The organism is Superficieibacter sp., assembly GCF_032071645.1.
Taxonomy (GTDB): Bacteria; Pseudomonadota; Gammaproteobacteria; order Enterobacterales; family Enterobacteriaceae; genus Superficieibacter.
Genome location: NZ_DAMAPU010000006.1, coordinates 126,219 through 139,118 on the forward strand (window position 1 = coordinate 126,219; position 12,900 = coordinate 139,118).

At 57.3% G+C, this 12,900-nt stretch carries 13 protein-coding genes; 4 read left to right on the forward strand and 9 right to left on the reverse strand.

Annotation, left to right across the window (positions count from 1 at the left end; translation table 11 throughout):
* The first annotated feature begins 24 nt into the window (after nucleotides 1-24).
* On the forward strand, nucleotides 25-843 hold the full coding sequence (locus RT197_RS13495) for a helix-turn-helix domain-containing protein (protein WP_312951463.1): 819 nt from the start codon (nucleotides 25-27) through the stop codon (nucleotides 841-843).
* Between the two features lie 88 nt (nucleotides 844-931).
* A complete protein-coding gene (locus RT197_RS13500; protein WP_312951465.1) occupies nucleotides 932-2,272 on the forward strand; it encodes a DUF4026 domain-containing protein in 1,341 nt (446 codons plus the stop codon).
* Between the two features lie 36 nt (nucleotides 2,273-2,308).
* Here the strand turns inward: RT197_RS13500 and araD are convergent, their stop codons facing one another.
* Genes araD through yiaK form a run of 8 tightly spaced genes read right to left on the reverse strand, consistent with a single transcriptional unit; the run spans nucleotide 2,309 to nucleotide 9,894 of the window.
* Nucleotides 2,309-3,004 (reverse strand): L-ribulose-5-phosphate 4-epimerase, encoded by a 696-nt coding sequence (araD, locus tag RT197_RS13505; RefSeq protein ID WP_312951466.1) that lies wholly within the window; start codon nucleotides 3,002-3,004, stop codon nucleotides 2,309-2,311.
* A complete protein-coding gene (locus RT197_RS13510) occupies nucleotides 2,989-3,858 on the reverse strand; it encodes an L-ribulose-5-phosphate 3-epimerase (RefSeq protein WP_312951467.1) in 870 nt (289 codons plus the stop codon). Before RT197_RS13510 ends, araD begins: the two co-directional genes overlap by 16 nt.
* Entirely contained in the window at nucleotides 3,858-4,514 is a 657-nt protein-coding gene (ulaD, locus tag RT197_RS13515) for a 3-keto-L-gulonate-6-phosphate decarboxylase UlaD (RefSeq protein ID WP_312951469.1), read from the reverse strand. The genes RT197_RS13510 and ulaD overlap by 1 nt, the downstream gene beginning before the upstream one ends.
* The gene (locus tag RT197_RS13520) at nucleotides 4,511-6,016 is read right to left on the reverse strand and encodes an FGGY-family carbohydrate kinase (protein ID WP_312951470.1); all 1,506 of its coding nucleotides are present in this window, start codon (nucleotides 6,014-6,016) and stop codon (nucleotides 4,511-4,513) included. Before RT197_RS13520 ends, ulaD begins: the two co-directional genes overlap by 4 nt.
* A 52-nt stretch (nucleotides 6,017-6,068) precedes the next feature.
* A complete protein-coding gene (locus RT197_RS13525; RefSeq protein WP_312951472.1) occupies nucleotides 6,069-7,388 on the reverse strand; it encodes an MFS transporter in 1,320 nt (439 codons plus the stop codon).
* Between the two features lie 54 nt (nucleotides 7,389-7,442).
* Nucleotides 7,443-8,375, reverse strand: coding sequence for a DUF4862 family protein (locus RT197_RS13530; RefSeq protein WP_312951474.1), 933 nt, complete (start codon nucleotides 8,373-8,375; stop codon nucleotides 7,443-7,445).
* A gap of 44 nt (nucleotides 8,376-8,419) precedes the next feature.
* Nucleotides 8,420-8,884 (reverse strand): YhcH/YjgK/YiaL family protein, encoded by a 465-nt coding sequence (locus tag RT197_RS13535; RefSeq protein ID WP_312951475.1) that lies wholly within the window; start codon nucleotides 8,882-8,884, stop codon nucleotides 8,420-8,422.
* 11 nt (nucleotides 8,885-8,895) lie between these two features.
* Complete coding sequence (yiaK, locus tag RT197_RS13540) at nucleotides 8,896-9,894, reverse strand: 3-dehydro-L-gulonate 2-dehydrogenase (protein WP_312951476.1); 999 nt, start codon at nucleotides 9,892-9,894, stop codon at nucleotides 8,896-8,898.
* Between the two features lie 228 nt (nucleotides 9,895-10,122).
* Between yiaK and yiaJ the strand changes: the two genes are divergently transcribed.
* The gene (gene yiaJ / locus RT197_RS13545) at nucleotides 10,123-10,938 is read left to right on the forward strand and encodes an IclR family transcriptional regulator YiaJ (RefSeq protein ID WP_312951478.1); all 816 of its coding nucleotides are present in this window, start codon (nucleotides 10,123-10,125) and stop codon (nucleotides 10,936-10,938) included.
* A gap of 122 nt (nucleotides 10,939-11,060) precedes the next feature.
* Nucleotides 11,061-11,603 (forward strand): 4Fe-4S dicluster domain-containing protein, encoded by a 543-nt coding sequence (locus RT197_RS13550; protein WP_312951480.1) that lies wholly within the window; start codon nucleotides 11,061-11,063, stop codon nucleotides 11,601-11,603.
* On the opposite strand, the gene avtA is transcribed toward RT197_RS13550, so the two are convergent.
* The gene (gene avtA / locus RT197_RS13555; RefSeq protein ID WP_312951481.1) at nucleotides 11,522-12,772 is read right to left on the reverse strand and encodes a valine--pyruvate transaminase; all 1,251 of its coding nucleotides are present in this window, start codon (nucleotides 12,770-12,772) and stop codon (nucleotides 11,522-11,524) included. The two genes, RT197_RS13550 and avtA, sit on opposite strands and share 82 nt — an antisense overlap.
* Nucleotides 12,773-12,900: the final 128 nt, after the last annotated feature.

Below are 12,900 nucleotides of genomic sequence, written 5' to 3' on the forward strand. Positions count from 1 at the left end.
ATAAGAGCGGAATAATGAATATCTATGCTTGAATTATCCATAGCGCTGCCCTTACGGGTACAAAATGGCGGATTATTTATTTCACGCGGCGTTGGACGTCATCCTGCGCGCAGGCTCAGTTCGTGGGAAATTATTTTCGTTGAGAAAGGAATATTAACCCTTCAGGAGGAAGAACGTGTGTTTCAGGTTAATGCCGGAGAGAGCCTGATATTATGGCCGCAGCGTCATCATATTGGCGTTGAGGATTTTCCAGCGGATCTGAAATTTTACTGGCTGCATTTTGACGTCATTGCCTCGCCTGCAACAGAGAAAAATCTGACCTCGCTCGCCGTGCCGCAGCATGTGCGGATCGGCGATCCCCAATATATGATTTCCCTTTTTCGGCAATTTCTCAGCGAGCAGGAAAGGCTTCAGCGCAGCGCGGCGCTGGAGTTTATTTTACTGCTGATCCTGCAACACATCGCGCTGGCGGGAGATTGTCAGGAGCGGGCGGATGATGCCGGAACGGCGCTGGCCTGGAAAGCGCAGCAGCTTATCCGCACCCAGTTTCATCGGCCGCTGTCGACCTCCGTGCTTGCCCGCGAACTGCACTGTAACGCCGATTATCTGGGGCGCGTTTATCGCCGGGTGTTTCGCCTCACGCTCACCGAAGCCATTCATCGTCAGCGAATACGGGCAGCGGAAAAAATGCTGGTCAACGAAGCCCGTTCGCTCAAAGAGGTTGCCGGACTGTGCGGCTTCAGCGACGTCGGCTATTTCCGGCAGATATTCCGCAAACATACCGGACTGACGCCCGCCGCCTGGAAACGGCGCTACTGTAAGGAGCACATCAATTCCGCGTAAAATAAAATCAACCCCTTTACAGGTAGTTGAACAGTAAACAGCCGGTGATTTATGCTGCATCCTCTTACACAACGCAGGGAGGCAATACATGTCGAATAAACCTTTTTATCAGGCTGCCCGCCAGGGTGGAGTCATCAAAGCGTTGTCGGAATATGTCCTGACGCTGCGCGAGCCGGTAACGCTGGACGTACTGCGTCAGCGCGCGCAGCAGCAGTCGTTGCTGCCGGAGCTGGATGCCAGTATCGACGAGAAAGAAGATGAGTTACATCTGGTTTTTCAGCAGGATAACGCCATTTATCTGTACCGCGTTTCGCTGTTCACCGACGAATATACCCTGTCGGCGCTGGAATATACCCCCAGAGTGCAAAGCATTGCGCCGGAGATCCTGCAACAGGCGGCAGGAGAACGTCAGCGGGTGTCGGTGGTTACGCGCTTTCAGAATAATATTTTCTTAAGCTGGCAGAACGTGATGAAGGTGATGGCGGTGCTGGCACCGGACCTGCTGATTGGTCAGGATATTAGCGCTGCCGGTAAGCTTTTTGCCCATAACTGGCTGCAATTTGAGGCGCGTTATCCGGCCCGACCGCGCGTGGATTCGCTGTATATTATTCACGCGGTGCACGACGATGAAACCGACGATTACTGGCTGCACACGCACGGGCTGGAGCGCCTGGGTCTGCCGGAGTGCGAAATCCTCTTCCGCCGCCAGGTGGAGTCGCTGGCAAGCGTTGGTGGTCTGATCGAAGCATTTGCGAACATCTGTCTCGATAACAACGGCATCGATTTTTATGTTCCGCAGTGGCTGGTGCGCACCCGTGAAGGCGATCAAGCTATTGTGGCGATCCCGTGGGAACAGGGGCTGGATTTTGTGCCGTTCGGCGGCAGCTTAAGCGATCTGCCGGAGCTGGATGAGATGGCGGAGATGCTGCCGGCGCCGACATCGCGTTTTAGCGGCGACAGGGCTGACCGTCTGGAGGGGCATAACGGGCCGTCCTGCCTGCTGTTTCGCCTGGAAGACGAGCGCGGGAGTGTCGGCTGCGTGCTCGACGGCGGCCTGGATGACGACCGGGTGATGTTTATGAAAAGCATCGCTCTTTCAGACAGCGAGGCGCATAAAGCCCAACTGCGCTGGCCTTATTTTCAACACGTTTTTGAGACGACGAGCGCCACGGAAGAGGCGCTGTTCATCGTCAAGATCGGTGTGCCGCACGGCAACGCCGATGAGCGGGAGCATATGTGGTTCCGGCTGCTGAGCATCGGCGATGAACAGCTCACCGGCGTGCTGACCAATCAGCCGTTTTACGTGCAGGATATGCAGCAGGACGAGGAATATACCCTGCCGCTGACGCTGGTAAGCGACTGGAAAATTTACCGTCCGGGGCAGGAATTTAACCCGGATAATATCTTTGAGATTATTTCCCACAGCTAACCTGTCGCCCGGCAGAATTTCCTGCCGGGCACGCGTTTACTGGCCGTAATAGGCGTTTTTGCCGTGCTTGCGCAGATAGTGTTTATCCAGCAGTTCAGGCTGCATATCCGCCAGTTCCGGCGTGAGCTGGCGTGAGAACAGGCCCATGTAAGCGCACTCTTCCAGCACCACGGCGTTGTGTACCGCGTCGGCGGCATCTTTCCCCCAGGCGAACGGACCGTGCGAATGCACCAGCACCGCCGGGATTTGCAGCGGATCAAGCTCGCGCGCCTCGAAGGTCTGAATAATCACTTCCCCGGTCTGGTATTCATAATCACCATTAATTTCTTCCCGCGTCATTAAGCGGGTGCAGGGGATGGTGCCGTAGAAATAGTCGGCGTGAGTGGTGCCCCAGGCGGGCAAATCGCGACCGGCCTGCGACCAGATGGTGGCGTGGCGCGAATGGGTATGCACAATGCCGCCAATCTGCGGATAGCGCCGGTACAGCGCCAGATGGGTTGGCGTGTCGGACGACGGTTTTTTTGCGCCTTCGACCACGTTGCCCGTGGCGATATCAACCACCACCATATCGTCAGCGGTCATCACGTTATACTCGACGCCGGAAGGCTTGATGACCATCAGGCCGCGTTCGCGGTCAACGGCGCTGACGTTGCCCCAGGTAAACGTCACCAGATGGTGGGCGGGCAGCGCCAGGTTTGCCGCCAGCACCTCGGCTTTCAGTTGTTCTGACATGTGAATCCTCCTTCCTGCATTCGCGCTTCTATCCAGCGGCGGGCCTGAATGATTTCCAGCACCGGCTCTTTTGCTTTCTCGGTCCACATTTCAATCAGAAACGCGCCCCGGTAGTTCAGCGCATGTAACGTTTTGAAGATGCCGACAAAATCGACGCAGCCTTCGCCGAACGGCACGTCGCGGAACTGGCCGGGGCTTTGCGCCGTTACTGGCTGGGTGTCTTTCAGATGAATGGCCGCAATGCGATCGATGCCCAGAGAGAGTTCTGCCGGAACGTCATTGCCCCACGCGCTGAGGTTGCCGACATCCGGGTAGACGCTGAACCACGGCGAGGCGAGCAGTTCATCCCACTTTTTCCATTTGCTGATGGAGTTCATAAACGCGGTATCCATAATTTCTACCGCCAGCATCACCTGCGCGGCAGCAGCCTGCTCCACCGCCCACGCCAGCCCGTCAGCAAAACGTTGCTGAGTGCCCGCGTCGTGTTCTTCGTAATAGACGTCGTAACCCGCCAGTTGAATGGTGCGGATGCCCAAATCGCGGGCCAGACGAATGGCTTTGCTCATGATCTCACGCGCGCGCTGACGCACGGTTTCATCGCGGCTGCCAAAGGGAAAACGGCGGTGGGCGGAGAGGCACATCGACGGAATAGTCACGCCGGTTTCCAGCATCGCCTGCACCAGCGAGGCGCGCTGGGCGGTGCTCCACTCCAGCCGGGCGAGGCGTTCGTCGGTTTCATCAACTGACATCTCCACGAAGTCAAAACCGCAGCTTTTCGCCAGCACCAGCCGCTCCGGCCAGCTCAGCTCTTTTGCCAGCGCCTTTTCATAAATGCCTAACGGATGGCTACGCATTATTGATCTCCCCAGATAGCGCGGATTTGCGCGTGGAAGTCGGCGGCGACCTGCGCGGGATGTTCGGCACCTGCCAGCGCGCGCCCGGCAATAAATGCTTTCACCCGGATGTCCTTAAACAGCGGCAGGTCGGCGGGAGTGATGCCGCCGGTAATCGAGAGTTCAAGTCCGATATCAGAGAGCGCCTTCATGCGCGCCAGATCGGCCTCACCCCACTGTTGCCCGCTGGCCTGCGCGTCGCGTCCGCGATGATAAATCGCCTGCCGCACGCCGGTCCGATACCAGTCACGGGCATTGTCCAGCGTCCAGTTGCCGAACAGTTCGATCTGGATCTCGCCGCCGCAGGTCTGCGCGACCGCATGGCCCTTTTCAATGGTCGCCAGCGGCGCAGCGCAGATAATGGTCATCCAGTTCGCGCCCGCGTTGAAGGCCTGCTGCGCCAGCGTTTCCCCGGCATCTGCCACTTTCCAGTCGGCCACGATGATTTTTTCCGGGCACTGCGCGCGCAGCGCTTTAACGGCGCTGAGTCCTTCGGTCAGGCACAGAATCGTCCCGGCTTCGACGATATCCACGTGATCCTGTAGCAGGCTGACGTCGCGTTGGGCGGCGGCAAGGCGGGTGTGGTCGAGCGCCAGTTGCAGTAATGGTCGGCTCATAATGTGTGCTCCTTAATACGGGCGTGAAAACCCTGTAGTGCTTCAATCAGAATCTGATAACGGTGGTATTTGCGCTGATAGGCAGCCTGCGCGGCCGGGTCCGGCGTGAAGGTGCGCAGGCTGTACGTCAGCGACCGCTGGGCGGCGTGGAAACTGGCGTGCAGGCCGGTGCCGACCTGCGCCGCCAGCGCTGCGCCGAAGCAGCCGGTTTCCTCCAGCTGCGGCAGCTCCAGCGGCAGGCCGCTGACGTCGGCGAGCATCTGCATCCAGACATCGGAGTGCGCCGGGCCGCCGGTCACGCGCAGGGCGCGAACGTCGTTAAAGCGTTCGCGCATCCGGTTGAGGTGGGTCATGTGGCTGAACACCACGCCCTCAAACACTGCCTGCAACAAATGCGCACGGCTGTGCATCGCCTGCATTCCGTAGAAACCGCTGGTCATTTCCAGCCCGGCGTTGCTGCCGTAAAGGAAGGGCAGAAACAGTAAATCGCTGCCCGCTTTCGGCAGGCTGGCTACCGCCGCGTTGATTTGCGCAAAAGAGAGATCGGGCCACTGGGCGGTCAGCCACTCAAGGTTGCCGGATGAGGTCGGGCTGGCTTCGTGAACGATGTACTCTCCGTCGTTGACGTAGCGACCATAGACGTAAGGATGCTTTTCGTGATGGCGCAGGCCGTGCGCGATCCCGCTGGTTACCGCCCACGTTCCCATTACCGCGTTCAGGGTGTGCTCATCCTGTAACCCGGCGCAGAGTGCGGTAGAGACCACATCAAACAGTCCGCCAACGACGGGCGTGCCCGCCGTCAGACCGGTCAGGGCGGCTGCCTGAGCGGTGATCTCCCCGCAAATTTCTGCTGAACCCACCACCGGCGGCAGGGCGTGGTCGATCTCGCTGATGCCGAGCCAGCGGGTCAGGCACGGGTCGTACCCGCCGCTGTTCATGTTGTAGAGATTGGATTCAGAGATGTTGCTCTCTTCACCGCCCTTAACCCCGGTCAGGCACCAGCGCAGGTAGTCGTGTCCCATCATTACGCAGCCGATACTGGCGTAGCGCTGCGGCTCGTTCTCCTTGATCCAGCGCAGCAGCGAAGCAGGATGCCCGGTCCACAGCGTCTGGCGCGTAGTCGGATACAGCGTTTCCGGGATGCCGTCCTGCTGCCAGCGGCGCACAATATCCAGCGCTCGCCGGTCGGAGGAGAGGATCGCATGGCCCAGCGGGCGATCATCTTTGTCCAGCAGAAACAGCCCTTTACCCTGCGCGGAGATGCCGACGCCGCAGATTTGATCGCCCGCGATGCCGGTTTTTTGCAGCAGGCTGGCGATGGTTGTGGCGCAGTGCTGCCATAGCGCGGCCATATCGCGCTCCGCATAGCCCAGTTGCGGGCTGAGGGTTTTCAGGGGCTGGCGAGCAATGCCGTGCTCGTGGCCCGCGCGATCGTATAAACCGGCTTTCAGATAAGTACCGCCACAATCGATACCCAGCCAGAAGGTCTCTCTTTCACTCATCTTGATATTCTCATTTTCCCCGGCAGCCAGAGCGTGCCGGGGCGACGCGGCGTTATGCTTCGCGCTTGCGCGAATTGACGGGGCGGGGGCTTTCGGCTCCGGCGTCACATTTAGCGGGTAACAGCAGGGCCATCAGTGCCGCCAGCGCCAGCGAAATGGCGAGGCAGTACACGCCCGCATCTTTGCTGTACAGGGTGATCAGCACGCCCACGGCGTAAGGACCGCAGAAACCGCCGAGGTTGCCGAGGGCATTAATCACCCCGCGTGCGCCACCGGCCATTTCAGCGCTGAACAGACGCGCCGGAATGGTCCAGAACACGCCAGCGGCGGATTGCAGGAAGAAGCCGCAGCCGACCAGCGCCGCATAAGACAGCCAGATGCTTTCTTTCAGCGCGACGGAGAGGAACATGCACAGCGCGAAGCCGATCAGCGGCAGGGAGACGAACAGTTTGCGTTTGCCGGTGCGGTCAGACAGCGACGAGAACAGGAACATCCCGGCAATCGCCCCGACGTAAGGCAGTACCGCCAGCATTCCCACCTGGCCAATGCTGGTGTGGGTCAGCTCTTTCAGAATGGTCGGCAGCCAGAGGGTGTAGCCGTAAATCCCGGTCTGGTAGAAGAAGTTCAGGGCAATCAACTGCCACATGGTTTTGTCGGAAAGCACCGCGCTGAGCGACGCGTTTTTGACTTCTTTACCGACAATCGCCTGCTGCTCAGCCGCCAGCGTTTCAACCAGGTAATTCTTCTCGGCCTCTGAGATCCAGCGCGCTTCCTGCGGACGGTCGTAAACGGTGAATGCCCACAGCACCAGCACCACTATCGACAGCAGACCTTCAATAATGAACAGCCAGCGCCAGTCGAGTACGGTAATGATCCAGCCGGAGAGCGGCGCGGTGATGATCCCGGCAATCGGCACGAACATGATCACAATCGCGTTGGCGCGACCGCGTTCGGCGTCCGGGAACCAGTTGCTGATCATCGTCAGCACCACCGGCAGCATTCCGCCTTCCGCCACGCCCAGCAGGAAGCGCAGCACCAGCAATTGATACTGATTGGTGATAAGCCCGGTGAGAACGGAAATCACTGCCCAGGCGACCAGCGACCAGCCGATAAATTTCTTGCCGCTGCCGTGAACGGCGATTTTGCCGCCGGGAACCTGTAAAAACAGATAGCCGATAAAGAAAATTCCGCCCGCCAGCCCCGCCATCGTGGCGGAAATACCGAGTTCCTGATCCATCCCGCCGGGCATGGCGAAGGCGATATTTACCCTGTCCATATAGGAAATAATACAGGCGATAAGAATCGGGGGAATTATTCTTAGCCAGCGTTGATGCGGAATGCCCGCAGGTGTCGATCCAGATAAAGTATTCATGATAGTAGTCTCATAAAAAAGTATTTGTTCTGGTGTAATGGCGCAGTGCTTTTATTATTTTGTTGCCAGATTCAGCGCGTTAATACCGTCGCGTAAAATGGCGATCCGATGCTGAATATCAGCATTAGCATTAATTTCCAGTAATTTGATACCGGCAAATTGCAATGTTGCGGCGTCTGCCGCAATAAATAATTCCTGCGCGCGCTGCGTCGTCAGCAGACTTTCTTCGCAGAATGGCGCAAAAGGCGCGTGCAGATCCTGCCATTCGCCGTAAGCGCCGCTCTCCGTCGTGCCGGAGAACATCAGCGCGCCCAGCTTGCCCGCCTTTTTCGCCATCTGCACATGCGCAAGCGGCAGGGTACTGTTGCGGCCTTCAATGGCCGAGCGCGCCCAGTTAATGCACAGGCTGATGTCATAATCCGCCAGCACCGCCAGCACGTTTTCCAGCGGCAAAAAACCTTTGCGCGGCGCGGGCTGGGTCATTGCGTCACAGTGCTCAAGAATGAGATTGCACGACCAGTCCCAGCTGGCGATCTCTTTTATCGAGCGGGCAAAGGCGTCGGTGGCCTGCGCCACGTTGCTGCTGCCTGCCAGCGGGGCGGCGTGAATTTCCAGCGCCGTCACTTTCCCGCGGTAACGGGCGTTGACGGCGTTGATTTTTTGCCGCAGATGACGGTAGTAGTCTACGCAGGCCCGGCGCTGATCTTCATCGCTGGAGGCCAGCCCGAAGCCGCCGTTTACGCCACGGCGACGCATGGTCTCCATAATGGCGGTGACGACGATTTGCCACTCGCCCGGCGTATGCTGCAACAGCCATTCATCGCCATAAGGATGAAGATGTTCGAGGCAGGGTTGCTCCAGCCCGCGAATATCGGCGGTATCCGCCAGCAGTTTCCAGAAGGCGCTTTCTTCCTCTTCGCTTTTCTGGTGAAACGAAGGCGCGCAGGGGTACGCACCGATAATATAACCGGCATGCTGAGTTTTCATTTTTAGCTCCTGATATTTATCGCATCAGATAAATATGCAAGTCATTAAAGCGCTGCGATGGCAACCTTTACCACAATTTTGCGAATGGGCGTCGCGGTGTATTTATTACAGGCAGGGCGGTGAACATCCTGCGGAAAAAATATGGCGTAACTGCCCGGCACCATTTCAATAAAGGATTCGTTTTCACTGTACTCATAAAAAATAATGTCGCGCTGTTCAAGCAGCGATTCACTTATTTCATTGTTGCCCGTATCAATGGCGATGCCAATTTTCTCTTCACCCCAGGCCAGAAACTGGATATCCAGATAGCGGCGGTGGGTTTCTGGCCTGTTTTCCTGCACCTCGCGGGTGGTGAGGTCAAGGATTTGGGCGAAAACGGTTTTGCCATCGATTTCCACTACCCCTGGCTCAAGCTGCTTAAAATCGGTGCTGCGCAGAAAATCGAGCGCTTTTTCAATGGCAGCAGGCAGGCGGCAAGGATTCGGCTGCGAAATATGACCAAAGATCATCGGTTATCTCCTTACAACGCCTGGATTTTCGCCCATACGCTGTCATCAATGGTGATGCCGTTGCGACGGTTTTCTTCCAGCAGTCGGGTGAATTCATGCCCCGGCAGGCGGATCTCAACGTTTTCATCAGCCCGGTCGGCGGTGGTGATGAAGTCCATAATGCGCTGCAATTTGGCGTCGCGGGTGGCTCCGTCAATCAGCCGGTCAACCTCAATGGCGATGAAAATCTGTGAAACGCCGTATTCGTCGCTGTTGTCCTGGGTGACTTCCGCAACCGAAGCGCCGTCGGAAAGCAGGGTGGCGATCATATCCAGCACCACCGAAAGACCAGAGCCTTTCCAGTAACCCATCGGCAGAATGCGGCGGTTTTTCTCAATGACGCCCGGCTCTTTGGTTAACTGGCCGTCGTCGTCAAAGCCGCCGTCTACCGGCAGGGTGCGGCCTGCCAGGCGGTTCACTTCTAACATGCCGTAAGAGAACATCGACATCGACATATCCACCATAGTGATGGGATTCGACGGGATGGCGACAATCAGCGGGTTGGTGCCGATACGGCACTCTTTCGATCCCCAGGGCGGCATAACGGCGATGGAGTTGGTCCAGCAAATGCCAATGTAGCCTTTCTCCGCCGCCTGCCAGCCATAGCTGCCGCCGCGCATCCAGTGATTGGCGTTGCGCAAAGCGACCAGTCCGATGCCGTGGTCTGACGCCAGTTCAGTCGCCCGGTCCATCATTTTTTTCGCCGTCAGGTTGCCGATGGCGCGTTGGGCGTCCCACTGTTCGATAGCACCGAGGCTGACGATCCGTTTTGGCACCGCCTCCGGGATGATATCGCCCGCATCCAGTTGTTGAATGAATCGCGGGAAGCGGTTAACGCCATGCGAGTAGACGCCGGATTCGGTGGTGCGGGCGAACATTTCCGCGCAGGCGTCGGCGGTTTCACTGGCAACACCGCGCGCCAGCAGAACCCGATTAAACGCCGCTTTTAATTCCTCAAAGGTCACTTTCATCTCTTTCTTTCTCCCGTTATCGGTTAGCGGTTTGATCGCTTTTTTATCTCTAAATTTCAATATGCGAAATGTGATTTCAAATATAACGATCTCCATTTAACAGATCAACGGGTAGCCCTGTTTTTTAAAGTGTTTAAAATCATAGAGTTGTAATTTTTCAGTCCAGATCGTGAACTGAAACACACTTTGCGCTACCATCAGGACGCGATAAAAAGGAGAGGGAAAGCAATGAGTACGAAAGAAAGCGATGTTATGCAGGATAAAGAGCGGCCCGCCGGAAGCCAGAGCCTGTTTCGCGGCCTGATGCTGATTGAGATCCTGAGTAATTATCCCAACGGCTGCCCGCTGGCGCATTTGTCCGAGCTGGCGGGGCTGAATAAAAGTACCGTCCACCGCCTGCTGCAAGGTTTACAGTCCTGCGGCTACGTCACCCCCGCGCCTGCAGCGGGGAGCTACCGGCTGACGACTAAATTTATTGCGGTGGGCCAGAAAGCGCTGTCTTCGCTGAATATCCTCCACGTTGCTGCGCCGCATCTGGAGGCGCTGAATCTGGCAACGGGGGAGACGATTAACTTCTCCAGCCGCGAAGACGATCACGCGATTCTGATCTACAAGCTGGAGCCAACGACCGGTATGCTGCGCACGCGCGCCTATATCGGCCAGCATATGCCGCTGTATTGCTCGGCGATGGGTAAGATTTATATGGCGTTTGGTCATCAGGATTACGTGGCGTCTTACTGGGAAAGCCACCGGGACAGCATCCAGCCGCTGACCCGCAATACCATCACCGGGCTGCCCGCGATGTACGACGAACTGGCGCAAATCCGTGAAAGCGGGATGGCGATGGATCGTGAAGAGAACGAGCTGGGCGTGTCCTGCATTGCCGTGCCGGTGTTTGATATCCACCGCCGCGTGCCGTATGCCATTTCAATTTCACTCTCCACTTCGCGCCTCAAGCAGACGGGCGAAAAAAATCTGCTTAAGCCGCTGCGTGAAACCGCGCAGGCGATTTCTAACGAACTGGGTTTTAGCGTGCGCGAGTAAAATGGGAGGATGCGCCAGATCGCTTCTGGCATCTGAACAATCTGTCGCTTTTCCCGCGTCGGATCAAAGCACGGGCGTGACCTTCTCTGGCACTCTGCGTTTTTCTTCTGCCGGAGAAGGCTATGAATCGCTTTATTGTCGCCGATTCCACAAAATGCATCGGTTGTCGCACCTGTGAAGTCGCTTGCGCGGTGTCGCATCAGGCGCAGCAGGATTGCGCCTCGCTGTCCCGCTCAGCATTGACTTCCCGCATCCGGGTGATTAAAGACGATACGTTTACCACTGCCGTAACCTGCCATCATTGCGAAGGCGCGCCCTGCGCCAGCGTCTGCCCGAATGGGGCCATTTTCCGGCGCGATGGCGCAGTTCACGTTGAGCAAAGCCGCTGTATCGGCTGCAAAAGCTGCGCGATCGCCTGCCCGTTTGGCGCGATGCAACTGGTAAGGGTGCAGGAGAAGGTGCAGGCCCTGAAATGCAATCTTTGTCAGCATCGCAGCCAGGGTCCGGCCTGCGTCGAAGCCTGTCCGACCGGGGCACTGCGCTGCATCGATCCGGCGAAAGTGCAGCGCACGCGGTTGCTGGCCTATCCTTCGCGCCAGGCCAGTTCGATTTCTTCGGCGAGAATTTTTACGCCAGCTTCAATTTTTTCCGGGTCAGGCACGTAGTTCATCCGCATACACTGGTGCGTGTGCGGCCAGGGTTTGTCGAGGCCGGGGAAGAAGTAGTCGCCGGGCACCATCAGCACGCCGCGTTTTTTCAGGCGCTGATATAACAGCTCCGTCGAGATGGGCAAATCTTTAAACCACAGCCACAGGAAAATAGCGCCTTCAGGTTTGTGGATCAGACAGCGCTCTTCCGGCAGATAGCGGCGAATGAGGGCGACAGTTTCCTGCACGCGCTGGTAGTAGAACGGTTTAATTACCGTTTCCGACAGGCGCAGCAGATCGTTGCGCTTGATCATTTCGCACATCATCGCCGGTCCCATGCCGCCTGGCGCAAGGCTGATAATGCCGTTCATATTGGTAATGGCGGAGATGATTTTCTCACTGGCGATGATGATCCCGCAGCGGCTGCCCGGCAGGCCCAGCTTCGACAGGCTCATGCACAGCACGATATTCGGGTTCCACAGCGGACGCGCGTCGCTGAAAATAATGCCGGGGAAGGGCACGCCGTAGGCATTGTCGATCACCAGCGGGATGCCGTGCTGGTTTGCCAGTACGTCCAGCTTCATGATTTCTTCGTCGGTAATGACGTTGCCCGTCGGGTTGGTCGGGCGCGAGACGCAGATCATTCCGGTATCTTCGCCGACGTGCAGATGTTCAAAATCGACGTGATATTTAAACTGACCTTCCGGCAGCAGTTCAATATTGGGCCGTGCGGACACGAACAGGTCTTCTTCCAGCCCGGCATCCGCATAGCCGATGTATTCCGGGGCCAGCGGGAAAAGCACTTTGCGGGAGGTTCCATCGGCGCGTCGGCCAGCAAAAAGGTTAAATAAGTAGAAAAATGCGCTCTGACTGCCGTTTGTCAGTGCAATATTCTGTGGCTCGATATCCCATCCCAGCTCATCACGCAGCATTTTCGCCAGCACGTCCAGCAGTTCGCTTTTACCCTGCGGCCCATCGTAGTTGCACAGCGCGTCCGTGGCTTTGCCGCTGACCAGCATGTCGGCAAGCAACTGGTGGAAGTAGTCGGTCATCGCAGGGATTTGCGCCGGATTACCGCCGCCGAGCATGATTGCGCCGGGCGTGCGTAAGCCGTCGTTGAGGTCCTGCATCAGGCGGGTAATACCGGAATGGCGGGTAAATTTGTCGCCGAAAAGTGAAAATGTCATAGCGGAGTTCTGCCGGACTGAGTGTAAAGAAGGTAACGATAACGATAACGCTGGCACGGTGCAAATCGGCAAAATGGAGATGGAGTGATATGTTTGGCTGATAATTTACAGTTGGCTGGTTTTAAATG